The sequence below is a fragment of the Micromonospora sp. NPDC048935 genome (assembly GCF_043197875.1).
GTDB lineage: Bacteria > Actinomycetota > Actinomycetes > Mycobacteriales > Micromonosporaceae > Micromonospora.
The window spans coordinates 141,127-165,523 of record NZ_JBICTZ010000013.1 but is presented as its reverse complement, the minus strand read 5'-3'; the positions used below and the strand labels follow the sequence as shown (position 1 = coordinate 165,523).

At 72.7% G+C, this 24,397-nt stretch carries 16 protein-coding genes; 3 read left to right on the top strand and 13 right to left on the bottom strand.

Features of this window, described 5'->3' with window-relative positions; translation table 11 throughout:
- Positions 1-10: 10 nt before the first annotated feature.
- Positions 11-1,291, top strand: a complete 1,281-nt coding sequence (locus ACGFIW_RS29155) for an MFS transporter (protein WP_393322358.1) — start codon at positions 11-13, stop codon at positions 1,289-1,291.
- A gap of 216 nt (positions 1,292-1,507) precedes the next feature.
- Here ACGFIW_RS29155 and ACGFIW_RS29150 read toward each other — a convergent pair whose 3' ends face one another.
- The gene (locus ACGFIW_RS29150; protein WP_393322355.1) at positions 1,508-2,227 is read right to left on the bottom strand and encodes an alpha/beta fold hydrolase; all 720 of its coding nucleotides are present in this window, start codon (positions 2,225-2,227) and stop codon (positions 1,508-1,510) included.
- A 621-nt stretch (positions 2,228-2,848) separates the two neighbouring features.
- Between ACGFIW_RS29150 and ACGFIW_RS29145 the strand changes: the two genes are divergently transcribed.
- Complete coding sequence (locus tag ACGFIW_RS29145; protein WP_393322353.1) at positions 2,849-3,370, top strand: monooxygenase family protein; 522 nt, start codon at positions 2,849-2,851, stop codon at positions 3,368-3,370.
- A 40-nt stretch (positions 3,371-3,410) separates the two neighbouring features.
- On the opposite strand, the gene ACGFIW_RS29140 is transcribed toward ACGFIW_RS29145, so the two are convergent.
- The 5 genes from ACGFIW_RS29140 to ACGFIW_RS29120 form a co-directional block, all read right to left on the bottom strand.
- A complete protein-coding gene (locus ACGFIW_RS29140; protein WP_393322350.1) occupies positions 3,411-5,531 on the bottom strand; it encodes a B12-binding domain-containing radical SAM protein in 2,121 nt (706 codons plus the stop codon).
- A gap of 10 nt (positions 5,532-5,541) precedes the next feature.
- Positions 5,542-6,939 carry a TfuA-like protein gene (locus ACGFIW_RS29135; RefSeq protein ID WP_393322347.1) on the bottom strand — a complete coding sequence of 466 codons (1,398 nt, stop codon included), beginning with the start codon at positions 6,937-6,939 and terminating at the stop codon, positions 5,542-5,544.
- Complete coding sequence (locus ACGFIW_RS29130; protein ID WP_393322345.1) at positions 6,932-8,098, bottom strand: YcaO-like family protein; 1,167 nt, start codon at positions 8,096-8,098, stop codon at positions 6,932-6,934. Before ACGFIW_RS29130 ends, ACGFIW_RS29135 begins: the two co-directional genes overlap by 8 nt.
- A gap of 26 nt (positions 8,099-8,124) precedes the next feature.
- Positions 8,125-8,499: a class IIb bacteriocin, lactobin A/cerein 7B family gene (locus ACGFIW_RS29125; protein ID WP_357079234.1), complete on the bottom strand. Its 375-nt coding sequence runs from the start codon at positions 8,497-8,499 to the stop codon at positions 8,125-8,127.
- Positions 8,500-8,631: 132 nt separating this feature from the next.
- Positions 8,632-8,994, bottom strand: a complete 363-nt coding sequence (locus tag ACGFIW_RS29120; protein ID WP_393322342.1) for a hypothetical protein — start codon at positions 8,992-8,994, stop codon at positions 8,632-8,634.
- Between the two features lie 355 nt (positions 8,995-9,349).
- On the opposite strand from ACGFIW_RS29120, the gene ACGFIW_RS29115 reads away from it, so the two are divergent.
- Positions 9,350-10,093 carry a MerR family transcriptional regulator gene (locus tag ACGFIW_RS29115; protein ID WP_393322339.1) on the top strand — a complete coding sequence of 248 codons (744 nt, stop codon included), beginning with the start codon at positions 9,350-9,352 and terminating at the stop codon, positions 10,091-10,093.
- Positions 10,094-10,096: 3 nt separating this feature from the next.
- Here ACGFIW_RS29115 and ACGFIW_RS29110 read toward each other — a convergent pair whose 3' ends face one another.
- The 7 genes from ACGFIW_RS29110 to ACGFIW_RS29080 form a co-directional block, all read right to left on the bottom strand.
- Positions 10,097-13,129: an ATP-binding cassette domain-containing protein gene (locus ACGFIW_RS29110; protein ID WP_393322337.1), complete on the bottom strand. Its 3,033-nt coding sequence runs from the start codon at positions 13,127-13,129 to the stop codon at positions 10,097-10,099.
- Positions 13,130-13,153: 24 nt separating this feature from the next.
- Positions 13,154-15,337 carry an NHLP family bacteriocin export ABC transporter peptidase/permease/ATPase subunit gene (locus ACGFIW_RS29105; protein WP_393322334.1) on the bottom strand — a complete coding sequence of 728 codons (2,184 nt, stop codon included), beginning with the start codon at positions 15,335-15,337 and terminating at the stop codon, positions 13,154-13,156.
- Positions 15,334-16,143: a hypothetical protein gene (locus ACGFIW_RS29100; protein ID WP_393322331.1), complete on the bottom strand. Its 810-nt coding sequence runs from the start codon at positions 16,141-16,143 to the stop codon at positions 15,334-15,336. The genes ACGFIW_RS29105 and ACGFIW_RS29100 overlap by 4 nt, the downstream gene beginning before the upstream one ends.
- Entirely contained in the window at positions 16,140-17,603 is a 1,464-nt protein-coding gene (locus ACGFIW_RS29095; protein WP_393322328.1) for a SagB family peptide dehydrogenase, read from the bottom strand. Before ACGFIW_RS29095 ends, ACGFIW_RS29100 begins: the two co-directional genes overlap by 4 nt.
- Positions 17,604-17,655: 52 nt before the next feature.
- Positions 17,656-19,929 carry a TOMM precursor leader peptide-binding protein gene (locus tag ACGFIW_RS29090; RefSeq protein WP_393322326.1) on the bottom strand — a complete coding sequence of 758 codons (2,274 nt, stop codon included), beginning with the start codon at positions 19,927-19,929 and terminating at the stop codon, positions 17,656-17,658.
- 149 nt (positions 19,930-20,078) lie between these two features.
- Entirely contained in the window at positions 20,079-21,104 is a 1,026-nt protein-coding gene (locus ACGFIW_RS29085; RefSeq protein WP_393322324.1) for a hypothetical protein, read from the bottom strand.
- 151 nt (positions 21,105-21,255) lie between these two features.
- Entirely contained in the window at positions 21,256-24,135 is a 2,880-nt protein-coding gene (locus ACGFIW_RS29080; protein ID WP_393322321.1) for an ATP-binding protein, read from the bottom strand.
- Between the last annotated feature and the right edge of the window lie 262 nt (positions 24,136-24,397).

The window sequence follows — 24,397 nt, the reverse complement described above, 5'->3', positions numbered from 1 at the left end:
GGACGACACGATGCACCAGAAGGCGTATGACGGTCAGTGCGCGGTCGCCGAGGAGATGCGACGCGCGTCGACGGCGGCACCGATCCGATATCCGAAGCTGACACTGCTCGCGTTGGCGCTTGGCACCTTCGCGATCGGCACCGGCGAGTTCGGCAGCAACGGCATCATCCAGCTCTTCTCCTCCGATCTGGACGTCTCCCTCCCGGTCGCCACCTACGCGATCACCGCGTACGCCTTCGGTGTGGTGATCGGTTCCCCGGCGATCATCCTGCTCGCGGCCCGAGCCAACCGGCGCACCCTGCTGCTCGGCCTGATCGCGCTGTTCCTGGTCGGCAACGGGCTCTCCGCCCTGGCACCGAACATCGCGCTGCTCGTCCTCTTCCGCTTCGTCGCCGGCAGTGTGCAGGGTGCGTTCTTCGGCGCGGGAGCCGTCGTCGCCGCCTACGTGTACGGGCCGGGCAAGGGCGGCAAGGCGTTCGCCACGGTGATGGGCGGCCTCACCGTCGCCACCATCGCCGGGTCCCCGCTGGGCACCTTCATCGGTCAGAGCGCGGGCTGGCGAGTCATGTACTGGACGGTGGTCGCCGTCGGTCTGCTTGCCGGCGCCGCCCTGGTCGCCTGGCTACCGCGCACCGACGAGCTACGCGGCACCTCGATCGCGAACGAGCTGAGAGCGCTGCGTCGGCTGAACGTCTGGCTGATGGTCGCCGTCGCCGCGCTCGGCATCTCCAGCATCTTCGCCGTCTACACGTTCATCGGCCCGTTCGTCACCGACGCGGCACGGCGGGACGCCTCGCTCATTCCGCTGGCGCTCGCCGTCTTCGGTCTCGGTATGGCGGTCGGCAACTACCTCGGTGGCCGGGTCGCCGACCGGCACCAGAATCGCGGGCTGCTCTGGGGCTACGGCGGCGTGCTGGTCCTCCTCGTGCTGATCGGCGTGGCCGGCAGCGACCTGGCGGTTCTGCTGCCCTGCCTGTTCGGCGTCGGCGCGACCATGATGTACGCGATCCCCACCATCCAGGTACGGCTGACCAGCTTCGCGCCCGACGCCCCGACCCTGATGGGCGCCCTCAACCTGGCCGCCCTCAACCTGGCCAACTCTCTCGGCGCGATCGGCGGCGCGGTCACCCTCGACGCCGGCTGGGGAACCCTGTCCACCGTCTGGGCCGGTTTCGTCCTCACCGCCGCCGGCCTGCTCCTGTACGTCGTGACCGTCGGCCGGCGCGGGCCAGCACCGGTCCGCCCGGACGGGCCGGCTCGACCGCGGCCTCGGCAGCGGATCCAGGCGTGACGCGCAGCTCCACGTGAACGACCGTGGCCTGACGGGTTGGGGCGCCGGCGTCGCCTGCACCGCTGGGCGGTGCGGTCGCCGGACAGGTCCAGTCACCAGCACTGACCTACGTGACCCGGCGGGCCTGGCCGACAGGTGACGGGTCTCCCGTGGGCCGGCCTGGAGCAGCCTTCGAGAGGCTGTCCCAGACCGGCCCACCGGCGGGATGGGCGACGATCAACGTGCGGTCTCGTGGGCCGCCTGTTCGATGAGGGCCACCGCGGTCTCCGGGTGCGAGACGAACACCAGGTGCGAGGCGTCGTCGACCACCCGCACCGTGGCCCCGGCCCGCTCGGCCATGAACTCCTGCGTCTCCGGCGGAATGATCATGTCGGCGCCACTGATCAGGGTGAAGGCCGGAATCGTGTTCCAGCCCTGCGGCCCGGCGGCAGGCTCGCCGAACGCCGCCGCTGCGGCCGGACGCTGCGCGATGGCGTACACCGCAGCGTCCTCGGCGGGCACGTCGGCGGCGAACCGGGAATGGTAGACCGCCGGATCGATGTACAGGTCGACCTGCCCATCCGGCAGCGGCACCGCCTTCAGCGACTCGTTCACCGTGCTGCCCGGGAACTTGGCGACCAACTCCCCGACCGCCTCACCGGTGTCGGGAACGAACGCCGCCAGGTAGACCAGCGCCCGCACCTGGTCACTGCCGGCCGCTGCCGCGGAGATGACCGCCCCGCCGTAGGAGTGGCCGACCAGCACGACCGGCCCCTCGACGCTGCTCAGTAGCGCCTTGACCGCGGCCGCGTCAAAGGCGATGCCACGCAACGGATTCGGTGCGGCGACTACCGGATAGCCGCCGGCCAGGAGCCGCCGGATGACCGCGTCGAAGCCGCTGCTGTCGGCGAACGCGCCGTGTACGAGAACGATTGTTGGCTTGCTTCCCAGACCCACCGTCGCGTCCCTCTTACCTGGTCCTTCGTACTGACCGGTCCGACGTTAGAGACCGGGGGTGGACAGGGACTGAACGCGCAGATCATGGCCCGGCCGGGCCGTCAACTGACCGTCAAGTCGGTCGATGGGTGCCGGTACGGGTCGGAGGGCGGCAGCTCGCACGCCGACCAATGGCGTTTGAATGGTCGGGGCTAACGCGTAGCCTTTCCGCAGTATCCACCCGGTCTGAGGAAGAGCTCGGCACTCGACCTGACCGAGTTTCGCCAGCTCCTCGGTCTCGCCCGCGCCGCTCGCGGCACCCGCCGGTTCGAGGCGTACGGCGAACGGTATGCCGAAGGACTTGTTCTCCTCATCCGCGCGCAGGCGCTGCGAGCCGGCGGCGACCTCCGGTCCGCCGTGCGTGTCGCCCGGCGCGCGCGGGTCCTCTCGCAGGAGCGCGGGGCTCACCTCTTCGCGACGCGCGCCGACGACCTGCTCGCCGAACTACCCGGCGGTGCCGACGCCTGACCGATCGAGCAGGAGCGGGGAGGCGCGCAGTGGCATCCAGTCGCGTCAAGTGCCCGTTCAGTGCCCTCGCCTAGCGTCGGTCTCGTCGAGCTTCACAACCGAGGAGAGCCTCCGATGCCTACCCGCGTCAATCGGCAGACTGTCGACCTGTCGTCGTATCCGGACCTTGTGGTCGTCTATCTGGGCATGCGTGTCAACCGGTTCTACGGCCTGCGGACGCTGATGGGCTACGGCCCACAGATCGGCCGGTCCACGACCGCCGAGCCGGAGGGCCTGATCCACAGCGAATCCCTGCTGTGGTCGCTGTTCCCCATGCACGTCGGCATCCGCCAGTACTGGCGGGACCTGCCCGCGCTGCTGTCCTGGGCACGCTCCGAACCGCACCGAATCTGGTGGCGCAACTTCCTGCGCGACAGCGGCGGCACCGGTTTCTGGCACGAGACCTACCTGTTGCGGGGAGGGATGGAGGCGGTCTACGACGACATCCCGAAGCAGCGGGGCTTCGCCGCGTTCGCACCGGTGCATCCGGCACGGGGAGCCATGTTCGGTTCGGCCGCGCGGGTCGGGCGTCCCGAGGACAACATCGCACCGGTCGTCACCGAAGAGGAGCTTTACACCCGCGAGTCCGGCCACTGAAGCGCGGGGCCCCGGGAGGTGACGACGCGGCACACCGGCCCTACTGATCGGCCGGGAGCCGGTGCCGGCGGATCAACCGCTGCCCGATGAAGGTCCGCCAGACCCCGTCGGCGACAGTCGGTTCGACGATCCAGAGTCGGCGCTGCGCCTCGGCGAGGGTGAGCGGCGCGTTGAAGAGATCCAGGAACAGCCGGCTGCTGCGGTTGAGCGCGAACACCTGACCGTCGACCCGGCGGAACAGGTGCCGGTCCGCCGGCAGGTCGCCGGGGACGCCGTCCTGCTCGTCGGAGCGGATCCGCCGGTACGCCTCCCAGACCTGCTCGTCGTCGCGGTCCACGAACGAGCCGTTGGCGAGGAACTCGGTCTGGTCGTCGGTGTCGTGCCGAACCCGGTCGTGGGCGAGGACGCCACGCACCGCCGTGCCGTACCGGTCGTGGTAGAAGAACGTGTGCGGGGTGTCGGTGGCACCCAGCCACGGCCGGTGGTAATGGCCGGGGTTGAGGTTGGCCTTGGCCTGCGCGACCTCGGCCTGCGCCGCCTCGGTGACCGGCTCGTCGAACTTGAGCATCCGGACGATGTCCGAGCCTTCCACCGGCCGCACGTTGGTGATGCCGAACCGGTCCGGCTCCTTGGCGACGATGGCGCCCGGGGTCAGCATGAAGTCGCCGAGCCCGCCGAGGGTCCACAGGTCCGGGTTGTCGCGCAGGAAGTTGACGCTGTCCAGCGCCTCCTCGCGGGTCTCGGTGGGGAACCCGGTGAAGCCCATCATCTGCACACCGATGTTGGCCTTGGTCATCGCCATCATGGTGCGCCGCGCCTGCTCCGGCTTCGTGCCCTTGTCGATCAGGTCGAGGACGCGTTGGTTACCGGACTCGAAGCCGACCGAGATGGCCACGCAGCCGCTGCGCCGCAGCAGCTCGCAGCGCTCGTCGGACCAGTACTTCTCCAGCCGGATCTCGGCACCCCAGCGGAAGTCCAGACCGCGCTCGACGACCTGTTCGGCGAAGCGCAGGATCGTCGCGGGGGCGAGCACGTCGACCGAGAAGTAGATGAACTTGGCGAACTTGGACAGCTCGGTGACGTCCGCGATCATGGTGTCCACCGTGTCCTGCCGCCACGGGCTGGTCGGGCCGTCGGTGTTCAGGCCGTAGTCGCAGAACGTGCACTTGTTCCAGTAGCAGCCTCGGGTCGGCGAGTAGTAGACGAACCGTTCCGGGCTGAGGTAGAGGTCCCAGGGCAGGCCGGAGAAGTCCGGCACCGGTATCTGCGCCAGTCGTTCGTAGCGCAGGGGCAGTTGCCGCTGGCGGCCGTACTTCGGGTGCAGCCGAACGTTGGGGTGCCCGGCCGGCAGGGTGCCGGTCTGCACCGCGTCCAGGATCTCCGTGTACGCGCTCTCCCCCTCCCCGACCACTATCGCGTCGAAGTCGGCGAGCACCTGGAAGACGTACTCGGGTTTGCTGGCGCACTTCCACACGTCGGAGATCTCGGTGCCACCGGCGATGAGGAAGACGTCCGGGCAGGCCCGCCGCACGAGTCGGGCGATCCAGAGCGCGAACGGCAACTGCCACTGGTAGGTGACGCTGATGCCGATCACCTGGTTTCCACCGGCGACCAGCCGCGGGATCAGCACGTCCTCGTAGTACGGCAGGAAGGGCCGGTTGAGCCGGGCGAGCAGCGCCTCGTCGGTCAGCGCGGCCACCGAGCCGATCGAGATCATCGGTGGCGGGTGCAGCCGGAAACCGGCGTGGAACTGCCCGGGGAACCCGACCGTGCCGAGCGCGTCCATCCAGGAGATCACGCCGTCGACGGCGTCCTGGTAGTGCCGGTAGTCGTAGAACAGCGTCGGGTCCTGCAACACCCCGATCGACCGGCGCAGCCGCTCCGGGTCGGGGTCGGGCAGGCCGAGCTGGTTCGCCTTTGCCATCAGCGCGTCCGGGCCGCTGAGGTCGTCGGTCGACAGCCGGGACAACTCCCGCCGCAGCCACTCGTACGCCGACGGGGTGTACGAGTGGTGGAACGCCTCGATGTTGGCGTCGATGATCTCCGCCGGCCGGTGCCCCTGTGCCCGGGCGTACGAGTCGAGGTAGTTCAGGGAGTGGTATCCCGAGGTGGGATCGGTCAGCGGGGGGTAGATCAGTGCCGCCTTCACCGTGCCGCTCATCGACGCCTCCTCAACCGATCCGGGCCGCGGAACCGGCCAGGGTGTCCTCCTGCGCACGGGTGGCCACCGCCGGCAGTCGCGGGGCACCGAACGCCTTGACGTACGCGACGAGCGGTTCCGCCGCGTAGCGGAACGCCGCCAGGTCGACGAAGCCCCGGTCCCACGCCGCGGCTTCCAGGTCGTCGACGGCACAGCCCCACAACCTCGCGAAGTGCGTGTCGACGACCTCGGTGCGGAAGTGCAGCCGACCACCCGGGCGGCGGTGCCCCGTCGTACGCGGAACGAGCGTCTCGTTCAGCGACGCCGCGGTCGCCGCGATCTGTCGCGCCGCGGCCAGCATCGCGGGGGTACGCAGCGGCGCCGCGACCATCCACAGCGCCAGGCTGCGGTACGGCGTGGTGCCGAACGCCCGCACCAGCACCCGCAGCACCGCCTCGTGCTCGTCGAGACCCCGTTCGGAGTCGGTCAGCCAGTCCCACCCGGTCGGCGGCGCGGCGGAGAGCCCTCGCCGGCGGGCCACCTCGCGGGCGTGGTCCTCGACCATGGGGTCGGCGATGTCGACCTCGGCGAGCCCGGCCAGCACCCCCCGCCGGTGCCAGGCGGGCGACTCGGGGTGCAACAGCATCAGCACCGCGGCGGCCTCCCGGTCGCTGACCCAGTGCCCGCCGACCGACCCTCCGGCGAACCGCGACCGCCAGCTGTCGAGGAAGCGGGTGTGCAGGTTGTCGATCGGCTGGTCGTCGGCGTGCGGCGGGCGCAGCTCCGGCGCGTTGTCCGCGGCCATCGACAGCAGCAGCCGGGCGTCGGCGCCCTTGGCGTCGCCGGGGTCCCGCCGGCGCCACGTCAGGAACCGGTCCAGCACCGCCGCCGCCTCGGGTGGCGCGCTGCGCTCCAGTGCCCGGTACGACCGCCGCCGGAAGGGCAGGTCCCGGCCGATGTCCAGCAGCCGCACCGCCTCGGCGTCGCTGAGCACGCCGGCCGCGACGGCGCGACGCAGCTCGATCCGGATGTTCACCAGCGGGACGCTCATCGCGCGGTGGCCCTCCTCGGCGGGCCCGTGCACGACCGCCACCTCGTCGTCGCCCGTGACGACCCCGTCGCGGTAGAGCTGGAACACCTCACCCACGCCACGCATCCCGAACGGCCACAGCTCGGCGGCGCGCAGAGCGCCCATGCTGGCGGCGCCGGCCACCGTCACACCACGGTCGAGCAGGTCCAGGATCTCCCGGTGGCGCACCGGCGGGTGTTGCAGGAAGAACCCGTCGACGACGAGGACCCGGTCGCCGGGGCCGACGTCCAGGCGGAGCAGGTCGCCGTGCGCGACCGGTGGCAGCACCACCGCGTCGGGCAGCAGCCGAGCGACCTCGTCGGTCGGCAGGCTCGGACCGATGAAGACGACGTCAGTCACGGGGCACTCCCGGTCGGATACTCAGGGCCCGCTCGTCGAACATCCGCAGGCCGGGGGCGAACACCTTGCTCACCGGAATACCGATGTCGTCATGTGTCAGGTCGACGCTGAACGGTTCGACGCCGGTGACCCGCTGCACCCGCGACGCCAGTTCGCGCAGCACCTGGGTCACGTCACCCACGGGTGGCGAGTCCCGGCGGATCGGCCGGACGGGCCGGTCGACGGTGGGTGGCGGCACCGGCGGCCCGCCGACGTCGTGGTAGGCGGTGGCGTCGATGTCGTCCCGGGCTCCGGAGACCATGACCAGCCGCGACTGCGCTGCCTCCGCCATGGCCCGACCGACGGCGATCTCCGGGTCCACGTGGCAGCCGAAGCCGCCGAAGGTGACCGGCAGGTCCTCCGACCAGATCGAGGCGGCGTAGCACGGCACGCCGACGGCGTTGGTGATGTCGCAGATCTCCACCCAGCAACCGGCCCGCAGCAGCGACTCGTGCACGGTGCGGGTCATCGCGTTGGTGGCGGTGCCCGGGTCGGCGTAGGTGCGCTCGGCCAACGGCGAGGTGCAGTACGGGGCGATGCAGTCGCGTTCGACGACCTCCAGCAGGGCGTGCAGGCTGGCCTCGGCGAAGGTGTTCCCGGTGGCCAGCCCGTTGCTGCTGGGGGTGAACAGGGCGCGGTCCCAGCCGCGTCGGACGGTGAAGTCGAGTTCGATGGTGGCGCGGGGCACCAGGCACCGCGCTCCGGTCACCAGCCCACGGCCGGCGACCCAGTCGAGTTCGACGGCAGGGGTCAGGGGTGATCGTTCCGCCAGGTGCAGCCACCGCACGTCGTACGGCAGGTCGAGCGCCTCGGCCGGGGACCGGACGACGGTCCCCGGCCGGAGGTTCTCGGCATGCCAGGACTCGATGCTCTCCATGACCGCGCTGACCCGGGCCTGCGTCGCCGTGGCGCCGGTGCCGACGCTCACCGCCATGGTGGCTCCGACCGGCCGGTAGGCGACGTGCACCGGTAGGCCGATCTCGTCGAGCCGGGTGATGTCGGCGACCCGGGTGATCCGGAAGCGGTCGAGCATGCCACCGATCCGCGCCCAGGTCTGCTCCACGGTGGCCGTCCGGTAGGTGCCGGACCGGAACGCGATGCTTTCGGTCGTGTCAGTCATTGAGGCTCCCGGCGGGGGTCAGGAACTCAGAGGATGAGGACGGCGATGATGTTGACGTTGTTGTCGGCGATCGGTGCCACACCGCCGGCGACCGTCTCCAACTCGGCCTCGGTCAGCTCGTTGAGGTCGACCAGCGGCACCTCGGGCACGTGCAGCACGTGCAGGCCGGGCGTGCCGGCCCAGTCGGCGACGATCTGGTCCTTGGTGTAGAGCGTGGCGGGCTGGGCGCGGTCGACCTCGACCCGGGAACCGGCGGCGACCGGCAGGCCGGCGGCCGTCGCGTAGCCGGTCGGGTCGGCGAGCAGGCGTTGCAGTTCGTCGTCGCTGCGCCACACGGCGGTGACCAGTTCCGAGTACTTGGTCACGAACCTCGCGCCATATTCCTGGTCGTCGTTGCTCATCGTTCGGTCCTTTCCTCGGGATCACTGAGGCGTTTTATCGCTGTGGCGAGAACGTTACGAAGATCGAGGTTCGACAATCAATGACTGCCATCAGAATCTGCCGTGCCGACCGGTGGGCGGCAGACATCGGTGTCAGGTGCAGCAGCACGGGCAGCAGCACGCACAGCTGGGGTCCAGGCCGGCGACGACGCTGTCCAGCTCGTCCTCGGCCAGTTCCGCCTGGGCCACCGGCTGCAACGACGGCACGAACAGCACGAACGTGCCGGTGGTCCCCGCCCGCTGCCACGACTCGACCTGCGCCTCCAGGTCCGGATCGGCGTCGGCGACGTCGCGGACCACCCGGACCTGCACATCCTCGGACAGGTGCAGCCCGTAGCCGGCGAGGAACCCCCGCGGGTCCCGGTCGAGCGCCTGCTCCTTGACCGGGTCGGCCCAGACGTCGGCGACCAGCCTGCTGTACGCGGCCACGAAGACCGCTCGATCGACAGGTGTCACACCCTGCTCCCTTCGATGGTCGACCGCCGGCGGCGGCGACAGGCAGCGCGGGAGGTTCCGGGCCGCCGATTTCGCTTCATCGTGGGCCACCGACGGATCCGGTCCGCGCAACGAGTGGGAATTTCATCGAATGTGGCCGCGAAAAGGTCGCGCTGCGGCGAAAGCCGGGTAATTGGGAATCAGCGACATGCGGCGGCGAGCGATTGTAATGATTGTCACCACTGTGGACAAGTAGTAGTTCCTCGTCTGTCACCCGCGCGGTTGCCGCACCTACGCTGCGATCGGCGGAGCGCCCCGCGGTGACTCGGTTCGACGGGGTGCCGTGTTCCGTCACCGAGTGCTGCCGGAGGCGCCCGTGACCATCGACCAGGTGACGACGACCGGCGGCCCGGCCGGGTACAGCGTGGAGGAACTCGCCCGCAAGGTGGGGATGTCGCCCCGCAACATCCGGGCCCACCAGGCCCGGCGGCTACTGCCCCCGCCGGTACGGCGCGGCCGGACGGCCCTCTACGACGACTCCCACGTCCGCCGGCTGGACGCGATCCTCGCCCTTCAGCGGCAGGGCTTCAACCTGGTGTCCATCGAGGCGATGCTGGGGGTCCGGGCCAGTGACGAGGCGCCCGACGGGCTGACCGCGATGCTGCAACGCCTGACCGCCGACCGTCCCGCGCTGGCCCACGCGCTGACCCGGCACGGCGTGATCGGCCGGACCACCGACGGCACCGTCCGCACCGTCCGGCCACGACCGCTGCGCGCCGCCCTGGACCTGCACCGGGTACGCGTGGGCACGGTGCCGGCACTACAGACCCTCAGCGAGGTGCTGGACAGCCTTCGACCGGTGGCCGACGAGTTGGTCGCCGCCGTCACCGCCCGCCTGCTGACCCTCGCCCCGGAGCTGGCCCGCAGCGACGCCCGGTCGTCCTGGGCCGAACTCGACCGGGAGACCCTGCTGTTGACCCAGGGTGTGGTCAACGTGCTCACCGAGGCGTTCCGACTCGCCGTGGAGAACCAGTCGGAGGCGCACGTCGCCGAGTTGCTGGAGAACCACCTCGACACGGACGTGTGCCTGGAGGACAGCACGGTCATCGACAACGGCTGACGGTCAGCTCGTCGCGGGCTGCCCGTCGGCGTGCCGGCTCGGCACCACGGCGTCGGGCCGTTCCGGTTCGGTCAGCAGTTGCCGTCGCGCCAGCCGGTGGAACAGCCCGTCCGAGTCACCCATCAACTCGTCGAAGGTCCCCCGCTGGACGATCCGCCCCGCGTCGAGGACCACGATGGTGTCCGCCGTACGGACCGTGGACAGCCGGTGGGCGATGACCACCCGGGTCGCGGCCAGGGCCGCGGTGCTCCGGCTGACCACCTCCTGGGTCCGGTTGTCCAGCGCGCTCGTCGCCTCGTCGAGATAGATGATCCGGGGCAGCGGAGCCAACGCGCGGGCGATCAGCACCCGCTGCCGCTGCCCGACGGAGAGCGTCCCGCCGCCGAACGGCACCATCGTGCTCATCCCCATCGGCAGCGCCTCCAGGTCGTCGGCGAGGCCGGCCATCCGCGCGGCCTCCCAGACCTGGTCCAGTCCGAAGCTGCCGGCGCCACAGATGTTGTCGCGCACCGAGCCGGCGAAGAGCTGGCCATCCTGCAGGACAACCCCGCACTGCCGGCGGACCGCGTGCACGTCGAGTTCGGAGAGGTCCTGACCGTCGTAGAGCACCGCGCCCTGCTGTTGACGTTCGAAGCCGAGCAGCAGTCGCAGCAGTGTGGACTTCCCACAGCCACTCGGTCCGACGATGGCGACGAACTCACCCGGGCGGACGTGCAGGTCGATGTCGACGAGCACCGGCGGCTCGTCCGGCTGGTAGGCGAAGGTGAGCCGGTGCAGCGCGACCTCGCCGCGCAGCTCACCCGGGTCCACCCGGTCCGGACGCGCCTCGGGTTCGGCGCGCAGGATCTCCCGCAGGCTGCCCAGCCGGGGCACCGCCGCGATCACCTCGACCCCGGCCGACACCAGCACCAGCAACGCGCCGAGCAGCATCGCGAAGCCGACGTTGAGGATGAAGAAGTCGGCCGGCGCGACCCGGCCGGCGAGCGGCCCCATCAGCACGGCGAACAGGACCAGTTGGCCGGCGATCGGCAGCACGGTGCCGAAGGCGACGAGGCCGGCCTGACTCTGCCGGACCCGTTGCAGCGACGCGCGGGCCGTGGCGGCCACCTCCGACCAGCGCGCGTGGGCCCGGGTCTCGGCGGCGGCCAGTTTGATCTTCACGATGCCGCCGAGCAACTGGTTGGTCATCGCCGCCGCCCGGTGCTCGGCGGGCAGCGCGGCCCGTTGCTGACCGACGATCAGGACGGCGAACGCGCCGAAGGTCAGCATGGTGACGGCGACGATCCCCGCTCCCCAGAGCCCGAGCACGGGTTCGACGACCAGGAGCATGCCGAGGGTCACCGCGACGGTCGCGACCGCCGAGACGAGTTGCGGCAGCAGTGCGCTCAGCGCCTCACCGACGAACGAGATTCCCAACATCGAGTTGGCGATCTCACCGCTGCTGCGACCGGTGAAGAACCGGGCCGGCAGCCGCATGAGCCGGTCCCAGATCGCCAACTGCGCGCCGGACTGCAGCCGGCCGTCCAGGCGCAGCAGACGCAGGTTCTGCACCACGCCGACAAGCCCTGCGACCACCGCCGCGCTGAGCATCAGCGCGACGAAGCCGAGCAGGCCGTTCACCTCGCCCTGCCGGGCCAACTGGCCGAGCACCTCGCCGGTGGCCAGCGGCACTCCCAGGCCCAGCAGTGCCACGCAGATGGCGGCGAACAGCAGACCCCGCACGTCGCGGGACGCACCGACCAGCCCGGCCCGCAGCAGGTGGCGCATCCGCGCCGTCGGCGGTAGCGGCGCCTGCACCTCGGTCGCCTCGACGGCGAACGTCGCGGCCACCGTCGCGTCGATCGGACCGTACACGCGGGTGTCCGGGTCGACGTGGTGGTAGCGGCCACGGCGGAACACCAGCGGCACCGCGACGGCGTGCTCCGGGTCGGCACCGGCCCGCCACCCCACCAGGGGCCCCAGGTCCCGCCGCCACCAGCGCTCCGGCAACCGCACCTCGCGCAGGAACAGGCTGGAGGCCCGGGTCACCGCGTGCACCGCCGCCCGGTCGTCAAGCGGGGCGCGACTGCGGTCGGCCGGCTCGTTGATCGGGCTGCCCATCCGCTCGGTGACCACCCGGAGCACCGAGGCCGCCCGCCCGTACCTGTCGAAGCCGGCCTCGGTCTCCGGAACCGGCACCGCACCGCCGGCGCCGATCACCCCGATCGACCGGCGGGCCGCCGCGGCGAGCACCGCCGCGTCGGTCTGCCGGCGGCGCCGCACGGCGCTCACCAGGGCGGCGTCGGCCTCCTCGATCCGGGTCTCCACCATCCGCAACAACCGGGCCACGTGCTGGTCGACGGCCGATCGGAGCTGACCGTTGACCAGCAGGTCCCAGCTTCCGTGGCTCTCCACCGCGCACGGCGACTCGGCCACCACCCAGTCCCGCTCGGCGACGAGCAGCAGCTCCCGCTCCCCGGACATCTCCGCCGGGCCACCGTCGTTGCGACGCAACTGCCCGCCGGCGCTGCGCAACCACCAGGCGCCGCCGGTGGAGGTGAGGGCACTCCCCTGCGCCAACGAGATGATCTCCCGTCCGGACAGGGTGGACGCCTCCCGGGGCGCCTGCCCCCGGCGCAGCGCGTCGGCGACTGTGACAAGCACCAGGTCCACCGCGGCGACCAGCTCCGTCGCGGCGGTCCGGGCCCGTAGCGCCGCCCCCTCGTCCGGCTGGCGGCCCAGCCGGACGTGCCGCTCCAGCAGGGAGAGGTGCCGCCGGGACAGGCCGCGCAGCTCCGTGTCGGGCAGCGGCACGAGGATCAACTGCCACGCACCGATCGCGGTGGACGTCGGCACCAGGCCACCGGCCGGGAGCCGGGCCACATGGTGCCGCCGCGAAGGGCTCATCCCGGCCCGACGCACCGCGAACAGGTCCGCCTCACCCCCGGTCACCAGCCAGCCGGCCACCGGGCCGTCCAGGCGACAGACCTGGCGTACGCCGTCCGCGCAGAAGCCGAGCAGGCCGCCGGCCGGGAAGTCCTGCACCGCGCCACTCATCAGCGTCTCCTCGGATCGTCGTGGTCAGTGGTCCCGGACCAGGCGTGCGTACGCCCCGTCCTGGGCGACCAGTTGCTCGTGGGTGCCCCGCTCGACCTCCCGACCGCCGTCCAGCACGACGATCAGGTCGCAGTCGCGGACCGTGGACAGGCGGTGGGCCACGATCAGGCAGGTCGCGCCCCGCCTGCGCAGGTGCCTGTCGATCCGGCGTTCGGTCTCGGCGTCCAGCGCGCTGGTGGCCTCGTCCAGCACCAGCACCCGGGGGTTGCGCACGAGCGCTCGGGCGATCTCCAGCCGCTGCCGCTGGCCACCGGAGAAGTTGCGGGCGTTCTCCCGCACCGGGCTGCCCAGGCCACCCGGACGCGCCGCCACCTCGTCGTAGAGGCACGCGTCGGTCAGCGCCCCGACGACGTCCTCGTCGGCGACGGTCAGGTCCCACATGGTGACGTTGTCCCGGACCGTCCCCTCGAACAGCCGTTGGTCCTGGTCCACCATGGCGACGGTGGCCGCCCAGAGACCGTCGTCGGCCGCCGACCGCTCGACACCGTCCACGGTGACCCGACCGGTCCAGGGACGGTAGAGCCCGGCGACCAGCCGACCCACGGTCGACTTGCCACTGCCCGACCGCCCGACGAGCGCCACCCGGGCACCCGGCGGCAGGTCCAGGCTGAAGTTCTCCAGCAGTGGACGGCCCAGCGGGTTGTAGCCGAAGGTCACCTCCTCGATGCGCAGGTGCCCCTCCATCGGCGTCAGCGGACGGGCGGGGCGGTCCTCGTCCGGCGGCAACGGATACCGCTCCACGTCCCGCAGCCGGTTCAGGTCGGCGCTCATGTCCTGCAAGCGCGAGCCCAGCGCGGTCAGGTTGCCCAACGGCCGGTTCATCGCGGCGGCCAGGCTCTGCATGCCGACAAGCACCCCGACGCTCATCGCCTCCGCGACGACCTGCCGGCTGCCCAACCCCAGCAGCACCGCGGTGGTGCCCGAGGCGAGCAGCGCCGGCAGGACGGACAGCACCGCGGTGGGTACGCCCAGCCGCTGCTGGCGGGTGGCGACGGTGGCGTGGCGTGCCGCGAACCGGGCCACGGCGCGTTCCTCCTCACCGCCGGCCTTCACCGTCTCGATCATCTGCACGGTGGTGTACACGGTGGTCACCAGCTTGCTGCGGTCCGCCTGGAGGCCGGCGACGGCTGTCGACCGGGTCGAGGAGACATAGCGGAGCACGCTGACGTTCAGCCCGGCGAGCACCACCGCGCACAGTCCGAGCAGCAGGTCGTACTGGCAGAGCAGTGCCCCGTACGCCAGCACCAGGCCGGTGTCCACCACGGTGGTGGCCGTCCGGCGGGTCAGCACCTCGGCGACCACCTCGTTGCCGCGGACCCGCTGGCTGAGGTCGGCGGCCTGCCGCTGGTCGAAGAAGGTCGGCGGCAGCCGCAGCAGATGTCGGAAGAACCGGGCGGCGCTGCCGAGGGCGAGCGCCGTCTCCGCGCGTACGGTCAGACGTTGCTGGAGCAGGCTGGCCAGGAAGGTCAGCACGGTGGCCACCGCCACCGCCGCCACCAGGCCGGCGAACGCGGCCCGATCCTCCTGCAACAGCACCCGGTCGACGAAGACCTTGGCCATCACCGGGATGGTCAGACCGACCACGGCGATCAGGAGGCCGAGCAGCAGCATCTGCGCGATCGCCGACCCCGGGCCGCGCCACCGCTCGGCCAGCGCCCGCACCAGCCGGTAACGGGTGCCGCCGGGGCGGAACTCCGGGCCGGGCTCCATGGTGAGCGCGACGCCGGTGAACGCGCCGTCGAACTCCTCCCAGCTCACCGCGCGGGGGCCGGTGGCCGGGTCGTTGATGAAGACCTTGCGGCCCAGGCCCTCCAACACCACGAAGTGCTCGAAGCGCCAGAACAGCACCGCCGGCAGCGCCACGGTGGCCAGGTCGGCCAGGTCCATCTGGAAACCCTTGGCCACCATCCCGTACCGGCGGGCGCCCTTGAGCACGGTGGCCGCGGTGGAGCCGTCCCGGCTCACCCCGCAGACGCGGCGCAACTCCTCCAGGGGCACGTGCCGACCGTGGTGCGCGAGCAGGATCCCCAGCGCGGCGGCACCGCACTCCACCGCCTCCATCTGGATCAGGGTGGGCGTGCGGACCCGTCGACGCCGGATCCGCGGGATCTCCGGCACGCCACTGGCGGCGGTCGTCGACGCGCTCATCGCCGCAGCAACCAGTCGATGGGGTGTTCCCGGTCCACCGTGAACCAGGCGGTGACCTCGCTCGCCGAGTTGAGCTGGAACGGCGGCGGGGACTTGGTCCAGCGCAGGCCACCCGGTGCGGCCGGGTCGGGCTCCAGGGCGACTGTCACCCGCACCACGCTGCCCCGGGCGAGCAGCCGCCGGACGTCCGGCCCGGTGCCCAGGAAGGCGCGCAGCGACGCCTCGGTCTCCGGGAACGCCCCGACGGTGGTCACCTGCCCGGCCAGGGTGCCGAACACGTTGCGCGGGGCGGCTGCGGCGGCCACCTCGACGGACACGCCGGGTTGCAGCAGCGGCGCGGCCACGGCGGGGGCGTACACGACGGCCTGCAACGCGTCCCCGGCGGTGTCGAGCCGTTCCAGGTCGGCCAGGTGCGTGCCCGGGGTGACGATCTCGCCCTCGGAGACCAGCCAGGCGACCACGTACGCGTCCCCCGGCGCGGTCTCCACCCGCACCCTGCCGTCCGCCGTGCGCAGACTGTAGAGGGGGATGCCCTTCGGCACCCGCTGGTGCGGTGCCGCCCACACCTTGGTGACCTGACCACTCTCCAGCGCGTCGAGGGCCGAGATCCCGTTCGAGTGGATCAGCACCCCGGCCGCCTCCACGGTCCGGGGGACCACCGTGCGCACCGACCAGACACCCGCGGCGACCACGACGATGACCAGCGCGGTGGTGGCCAGCCAGTTCGGCACCGTGGTCAGCCGGACCGCCCGGTCCAGTTGCTCGGGCGCCTCCAACTGGCGCAGCGCCTGCCGCCGGAACTTCATGGCCGGCCCTCCGCCCCGGCCGGGCCGGTGGTGAGGCGCGAGCCGAGCAGGAAGTCGGCCACGCTCGGCTCGACGAGGGGGTCGATCCCGGACAACTCGGCGAATGCCTGGGAGTCTCCGGCGCCGAGGGCGCACGGCGCCAGCCCCATGGCGGTGGCGACGAGATACATCTGCTGGGTCAGCACACCCGCGTCCTTGAGAATCATCGCGTAGCTCATCCCTTCGTACTTCCACATGAGCCGTTGGACCCGGGCGGTGACCACCAGGACCGTCTGCGGCGGCCGGGGCAGGGCGCCGGCCGCCCGGGAGTACGCCAGCAGCCGGTCGGCGGCCGGACCCCAGCCGGCGACCGGTTCCAGCCGATGCCCGACCGCGTCGTAGTGGTAGAGCCCGGGGTCCAGCCCGGCGCAGCGTGCGACCAGGGGATAGATCTCCAGCTCGTAGACCCCGCCGCCGCCCGGGTACGGCCGCTGGCCGATCTCCTGCCCGCCGGCCGCGCCGACGGCGCTCGTGTGCTGCGACCGGTGCAGGAACTCGGCCAGCCGTTCCAGGGGCAGCGGCGCCGCGTCGTCGTGTTCACGCACCGTGCGTCGGTCCGTGACGACCTGACTGAACGCCGGGTCCGCCTTGGCGATCGTCGCCAGGTCGGGCAGTGGCAACTCGATCGCCCGGCCCCCGTCGTACGGGCGGCGCAGTGGAAGCGGTGCGAAGCGCTCCCGCATCCGGTAGGTGCCGCCCACCGGCAGCGCGTGCCGACCGGCCCGGGAGCGGTGGTGCAGCCGCAGCTCCTCCGGCGACCAGTAGGCCAGCGGCGCGTCGTCGCACTCCGCCTCGAACTCGGCGTCGGTGACCAGGATCCGGGCGGTGGCCAACTCGTCGAGCACCCGCCCGGCAGCCGCCGCCGACACGCCGAGCGTACGGGCCACCGTGTCGCCTCCGACGCCCGGCACGGCGGCGGCCAGCACCGCGCCGAGGGCGACGTCGGCGCAGCCGACCGCGAGCGTGCTCAGCGGTGACGCGGCCACCAGCATGCCCCGTTCGTGCTGGAGGGCGGCGAAACGGGAGAGCCGGTAGCGGACCCCGGGTGTGTGCAGGCGGCTCTCCGGCAGGCTGCCCCGGCCCAGGCCGGTGGGCACCAGGTCGAGCAGCGCCCGGTCGTCGACCTGTAGGCGGCGCTCCAGCCAGGAGTGGGCGAGCAGCCGCCGCAGCAGCAACTGCGCGGGCAGCACCCGGCTCTCCCCCTCCAGCCCGCTGATCAGCCGACCGACCTCGACGTCGTTGACCCAGTCGGCGGCGAGCCGCAGCAGCAGCGCCCGCCGGCCCATGCCCGGTTGCTCCAGGGTGAGTTGGAAGCGGGTCTGGCGCAGGGTCAGCGCACCGTCCTCACCGAGCCGCAGTTCCGCGTCCCGCCGCAGCCGGTACGACTCCTGCACCGGCGGGCCGCCGACGGTGCCGCTCACGACGACCGCCGACCGACCGGATCCACCATGCCTGTCATCTGCGTATCCCTCACTAGAAGAAGACGTTCAGTGGATTGGCCGACGTCTCGTCGGCGGCCAGCGGGCCCCGGCCGAGGCGGGCCGGCACGTCCCACAGCCGGCCGGGGCCGAGTCGGCGCCAGAAGTGCCGCAGCCCCGGCACGACGACCTTCACCACCGCCAGGTCGACGTCCGGGCGGGACTGGTCGACGACGATGACCTCCAGGCCGGCCCGCTCCGCCCGGCGTACGCACCGACGCACGTCGTCGCCGACGTCGCCGGTGGTCAGCGCCGGGTGGTCCGCGGCGGTACGCGGCGGCCGGGTGGGATCCGGGGCCAACCAGGGCTGGTCGGCCACCCGCACGGTGCCGAACCAGCGCGCCGTGTCCGGATCGTCGACGCCGTACCGGTTGCGCCCGGAGGTGGGTGCGGCGACGGCCGGCAGGAACTGGTTCACCTCGGTGAGCGCCCGTATCAGCGCGACCTGCGCGTCCAGGTGCGCACCGAAGCCGACCAGGACGTCCTCCGGCCCCGCGTCGACCCGCCGGGACACCGCGGCGAACGTGGGTACGCCGAGGTCGGCGGTCAGGTCGAGGGCCCACAGCTCGCGGCCCAGGGCGGTGGCGTGGTGGTCGACGCAGGCGGCGGTCCACGGGTCGGCGAACGAGGCGAGGTCCACCCCGGGCATCCGGGAACGGTGGTACCACCACAGGGCGACGCTGTCGCGCTCCACGAGTTCGCAGAAGCCCTGCAGGATCGCCTCGGACCGGTTGCCGCCGGCCGCGCAGCCGTTCGAGTCGGCCGAGCACACCCCCAGCCCGGTCAGCTCCGGATGCCCGTACCAGCAGTGCGCGGCGGGCAACTCGCGCGGTGTCTGCCGGGTCAGCGACCACCCCGTGGTCCAGTCCAGCTCCATCTCGTCGGGCAGCGGGCGGGGAACGCGGTGCAGGTGGCCCAGGTCGCGGTTGAGTCGATCCCGATCGGCGTACTGGCGCTCCGAGAACAGCAGCAACTCCCGCAGGTGTACCGCGCGGTCCGGACCGAGTTGCCGGTAGGACGCCCGGTGCACCGGGCGGTCGCCGCGCCACACCCCGCAGTAGCGCTCCACCGCCTCGCCGACCGCGCTCATCCGGGCCTGGAGGTCGGTGCGGCCCTTGCCGCCGCTCTGCCCGCGCAGGTTGCGGCGCAACGCGGCGAGCTGGCGGGGCTGCGCGAAGTTGTGCCCGGCCGAGTAGGTGTGGGTGACGCCGTTGTCGGTCGCCTCCAGCGGCGTCAGCCGGCTCACCACCCCCAGGTACCGGCTGACGTGGTGCGCGAGCGCCGCGTACGCCTCGGCGGGTTCCCGGGTGCGGGAGTCCCCACCCCGACTGGGCTGGGTGCCACTCGGTGGCAGGTCGATGCGTGGCTCGGCCTTACCGACGAGGTCCGGGTCGCCGCAGGCGGGGCACTGCGGCTGGCGTACCAGTTGGTGGCTCTCCGTGCTCAGGTCCCGGGTGTCCAGGGCGACCATCCGGCCGGTCAGGCGGGGTGACGTGCCCCGCAGGGCCAGCACGGCGAGTTCGGCGGCGAGCAGTCCGGCGGCCATGGTGGCCAGTCCGGGCAGGACCGCGCGGCCGGGCTGCGGTAGCGGGTCGGTCAGGTCCTGCCCGTCGAGGAAGGCGTTCACCTGTTCGTTCTCCTGCCACCGTTGCCGCAGGCAGGCCCAGCAGCCGGTGCGGCCCGGCACGAGGTGCGGGCCGAGGAAGACGACGTTGCCGTGGGGCCGGGCCAGCGTCCACGCGCGTCCGCCCGCCAGGTGACGGTCGTTGATCAGGGCCAGCCGGGGGTCGAGCATCGACGACGGCAGCACCAGCACCTGGGCGCTCGGGTCGAGGTCCGTCGCGTCCGGCCCGACCACCGTCGCGGCGAGCCCGAGGGCGCGCAGCGCATCGGCGGTCTCGGCCACCCGGGGCGCGCCGAGGTCCACGATGGTCACCGGGCCACCGGCCATCCACCGCCGTCCGGCCTCGGGCGGGACACCCCGGGCGTCCCAACCGGCGGCCTCGGCCGGCGACGTGTGCGCCGGCCCGGACACCAGCAGACCGTGGTCGCGCAGCCGGGCCAGGGCGGCGGCGACGGCGGCGACCGGGTGGCGGGTGGCCAGCCGGGCCACCACGTCGGCCAGCGGGGCGGCACCGTCGAGCTGGCCGGCCAGGTCCGCGGCGACCGGGTCGTCGATGAGGAGGCTGCGGGTCTCCCCCAGCACCACGAGCGGGCCGTCGGGCAGCGGCACCGGCACGTAGTCGGATCGGAAACGCGGACGCCACATCGTTCCTCCCGGGCCTGGTGGCCGGACCGCGGCACCGCCGGCCCCGCCGGCGATCACGGCTGCTGCCATCGTCGCGGTCGGTGGCGTCCGAGCCGAGTGATGCCACCGGTTTCTGCCGTCGGCGGCACCGTGGACGCTCGACGGCCGGATCAGCCGGCGGTGACGGTCAGCGCGCTGTCGTTGAGCCCCAGCACCGTTGTGCCGCTGGTCTGCGCCGGCACGAGCAGCACGAAGGTCTCCACCCGGGTGACCCGGATCGACTTCCCACGGACCGGGGTGCGGTGACCGGTGGCGATCAGGTCGGGGCTCTGCGGCACCATCTGGACGGTGGCCGGGCCGCCGGGCGCCGGGCTCAGCGTGTCGGTGGCGTGGATGGTCAGGAAGGTCAGCGTGCCGGTGGGCACCGCGACCGCGCAGTCCGACCACTCCGCCTTGTCCATCGTCCGCCGCACCGCCGCGCCGGCCCCGGCGAGCTGCTGCCCGTAGACCTCCCAACCGCCGGCGAACTGGCCGTCGAGCAGCGGGCTCGACGCGACCAGGGCCCGGTTGCCCGTCGTGGACCCGATGCTGCGGGCGAACACCTCGGCGGCGAGAGCCCGGCGGCTGGTCTCGTCCAGGGCGGTGCCGCCCGCCGTGGCCGGACGGCCGTCGATGCTCCGGGCGACCACCAGCGACGGTTGGGTGACCTGCACGTTGTGGCTGAGTTGCCACTGGTCGTCGGCACCGCGCACGAACTGGCTGACGTCGGTGGGGGCCAGCTCCGAGCCGCTCAGTCGGAGAGTGGCCGTGACGAGGAAGCAGGTCGGGTCGCCGGGCGGCACCGCGAAGGCCGGGTTGATGTGCTGGAAGGACGGTTGTGGGCGCTGGTTGTAGGCGGCCCGGCGAACCGCGGCGATGCTGACGTCCAGCGAGGGCGCGACTTCCTGGGCCCGCAGCGCCTCGACGTCGCCGGCCACCGAGGCGGCCGAGTCGGCCTGGTCGAAGGCGGTGAGCACCAGCGCGGCCCGGTCCCGACCGAAGGCGGCCGCACCCTGGGGTGCCGGGGTCGCCGCGTCCACCGGCTCGCCACCACAGCCGGCCAGCACGAGCAGCGCCACCACGGCGGCGCCGATCGGCGTGGCCGGCACCGGCGCGGTGAGGGTACGCGGGCTCCTGACGGATCTTCTGCCCAGCATCTCGTCCTCCATCCACCACCGGTGCACGGGAATCGCGCCCGATGCAGTCGAGTATGTGAGCGGCGCTCGGGCCACGCCGGTGGCGGCGCGGCCTCGTGCTGCCCGCCCCGTCGACGTTGCACCGAACGACGTCATCCGGCCCGGATCGCGGTCATCGATCGGTGTCATCGAGCCGGGCGACCCAGGCGACCAGAGCCGACCGGGAGGCGACGCCCGCCTTGCGGTAGATGCGGGTCAGGTGCGCCTCCACCGTGCGGGGGCTGATGCCCAGTTGCCGCCCGATCAGCCGGCTGGTGGCCCCGGTCGCCGCCAGCCGCGCGATGTGCCACTCCCGGTCGGTCAGGGCGGCGACCTCGCGCGGGCCGACCGGGCGGGCCAGTCGCAGGGCGACCCGTTCCGTCCCGCACCACCCGGCCAGCTCCAGCGCCCGGCGGCGGGCCCGCGCCGCCGGGCCGGGCTGGTCCGCGGCCTCCGCCGCCCGGGCCAGGGTGGCGAGCGCGAGGCTGCGCCGGAGCACCATCCCGCCGGCACGGAACAGGTCGGCCGCGGTCTCCAGGTGCGGCAGCGCCGCCGCGGCCTCGCCGCGGGCGAGCAACACCTCGCCGTACGCCGACTCGGCGAAGCCGCGCTGCCCGGGCAGACCGACCTGCTCCGCCTCGGCCATCGCCAGTCGCGCCTGCCGTTCGGCGTCGGCCAGCTCACCCGCGGCGAGTGCGGCGGCACAGAGCAGCTCGAACCACCGGGGCCGCAGGGTGGTCTGGAGACGGCTCAGCCGACTGTCGCCGCCGGCGGAGCGCACCAGCTCGGCACAGGTCGCCGGATCGCCGGACAGCAGCGCCGCGGTGGCCAACGCCGTCGCGGCGGTACGACCGCACCAGGTGGCCAGATCGGTGGCGATGCCGGCGGCGCTCCGGGCCAGCGCCACCGCCCGGTCGTCGTCGCGCAGGCCACCGCGCCACGCCGTCGCCTCCGCCTCGAACGCCAGGGCGAAGCTCAACAGGTGGTGGCTGCCGATGCGTCGAGCGACGATGCCCGCCTCGGTGGCCAGTCCGATGGCGGTGTTCAGTTGGCCGCCGTGGTAGGCGACCTGGCTGCGACCGAGCAGCAACTGGCACAGGCCGTCGTCGCGGTGCGCGGCGCGGACGAGCGTGAGCCCCCGGTCGAGGTGTCGCACCGCGTCGGCCTGCCGTTCGAGGTACAACTCGGTCAGGCCGAGCGCGGTGAGGCAGTCGGGGTGGTCCCGCACGTCGGTGTCCGGCAGCGCGTCGACGATCCGGGCACCGGCATCGAGCAGGCCCCGGGCGTCGTCGAGTGCGCCGTCGTGTGCGGCGGCCAGACCGCGGACGGCCAGCAGGCCGGCCCGATCCGCGCCGGAGCCGCCGAGATCCCCGTCGAGCCCGTCGGGCAGCCCGGCCACGGGGCGGCCGGCCATGATGCCGGCGACGCCGATCTCGGTGGCGAGGCGGTAGCCGCCGGTGGGTTCGGCCGCGGCGGGCAGGGCGGCCAACTCGCGCCGGCTGATGGCCGCCGCCTCCGCGTAGTTGCCGAGCAGGCGTTCCACGCGCGCCCAGAGGGCCACCGCCTGCGCCCGCCGGCCCTGGGGGTCGGCGGGAAACAGCGGCACGATCTCCTGGAGCAGTGCCCTGCTCTCGGCCAGGTCGCCCGCCTCCCCGGTGATCTGGGCCAGCGCGAGTGACACGTCCTGGCGACGTTGCGCCAGACCGGCTGTCGGCCGCAGCGCCCGCAACGCCAGCCGCAGCCAGCGGATGGCCAGGTCCGGTGTCTCGCGCCGGACCTCCTGCGCGGCCCGGCAGAGCACGGTGACGCAGTGCTCGGCCCAGCGGCCGTTCGGCAGGGCGAGCAGGCGCTCGGCGTAGCGGGCCAGGTCCGCGGGCGGCGCTCCCAGCTCGACCAACGCGCCGAGCGCCCGCGCACACGCCTCCACCTGCCACGCCGGGTCGGTGTCCTGGGCGACCGCCATGCGCAGCACCGGGTGCCGGAAGGCGAACCGTGCGGTGCCGGGGACGCGGCGGATCAGGTCGAGCCGGGCCAGCCGCCAGCCGGCCTCGACCGCCAGTGCCACCGGGACCTGCGCGACCTCGGCGAGCAGGTCCGCGGCGAAGGGCGCGTCGACGATCGCCCCGGCGCGCAGACAGGCCAGCTCGACGGGGGGCAGGCCCGCCCACTCGCGGCGCAGCACGGCCACCGCCGCGTCGGACAGCCGGGCGCCCGGTGCGGCACGGATCGGTTCGGCGCCGTTGGAGGTCGGGTCGCCCGGCAGCGCCGCCAGGTAACCGGGGTTTCCCTCGGTCACGTCGTACCGGGCGCGCAGTTCCACCTGGTCCACGTAGGGGTGCAACAGCGCGACCTCGGCGAGGCCCAGCGGGCGGAGCTCGATCCGATCGTGTGACGTCGGTGCCGCGTCGGCGTGCTCGCCGGGATCCGGTGGACCGAACGGCATCGGAGTCGCCATCTGCCGGGGGCGGTAGACGAGCACGAGCAGCAGCGGGGCGGGCACCGGATAGCGCAGGAGGTGGGTGATCAGACCGGCGGAGGAGGCGTCCGCCCAGTGCAGGTCGTCGAGGACGAGCACCAGACCGTCCCGGGCGGCCAGGCCGATCAACCGGCGGGCCAACTGGTAGGTCCGGAACCGCCGGGCGTCCGACGCCCGCGCCGGCGCCGGCGGCACGGCGGCAGCGGACTCCGCCCAGCTCTCCCCGGCCGACGCCCCGCTACCCAGCCCGCGGCGGAGTGGCTGCCCCTCGGTGAAGGCGTGCCGGAACACGTGGAAGGGAACTCCCCGCTCATCCGGCGCACAGGTCCCGATGGCCCAGGGAACAGTGGGGACGCACCGCTCCAGCGCCTCGCGGACGAACCGGGTCTTGCCGACTCCTGGTTCGCCGACCACCTCGCAAACCATCTGCCGGCCGCGGGTCAGCGCGGCGGCCCGCACTCTTCCGATACGCGCCAACTGTGGTCGCCGCCCGACGAAGCGCAGGTCTTTCGACGCATTTTCCAGCCCAGCTGTCATCACGCAGATCAGATGCTTTCTGGCGCGCTCAAAGGGGATTGGTCGCACTATACCGGAGCACCGCCGAATGTCGAATGTGCACTGCGACCAGCCCCGCCAGGCAGCGCATCGCAAAATGCAGAAAGAGACCGGTCACCGCAGGGCGTATCGATGTCCCTGAAAACCAATAAAATCACCCCTCGCCAGCCCGACCGAAACACTTTCCGACGAGGCCGAACCCGCCACAGGGCTGATTCCTGGTAGAGATGTGAACCACCGGCAA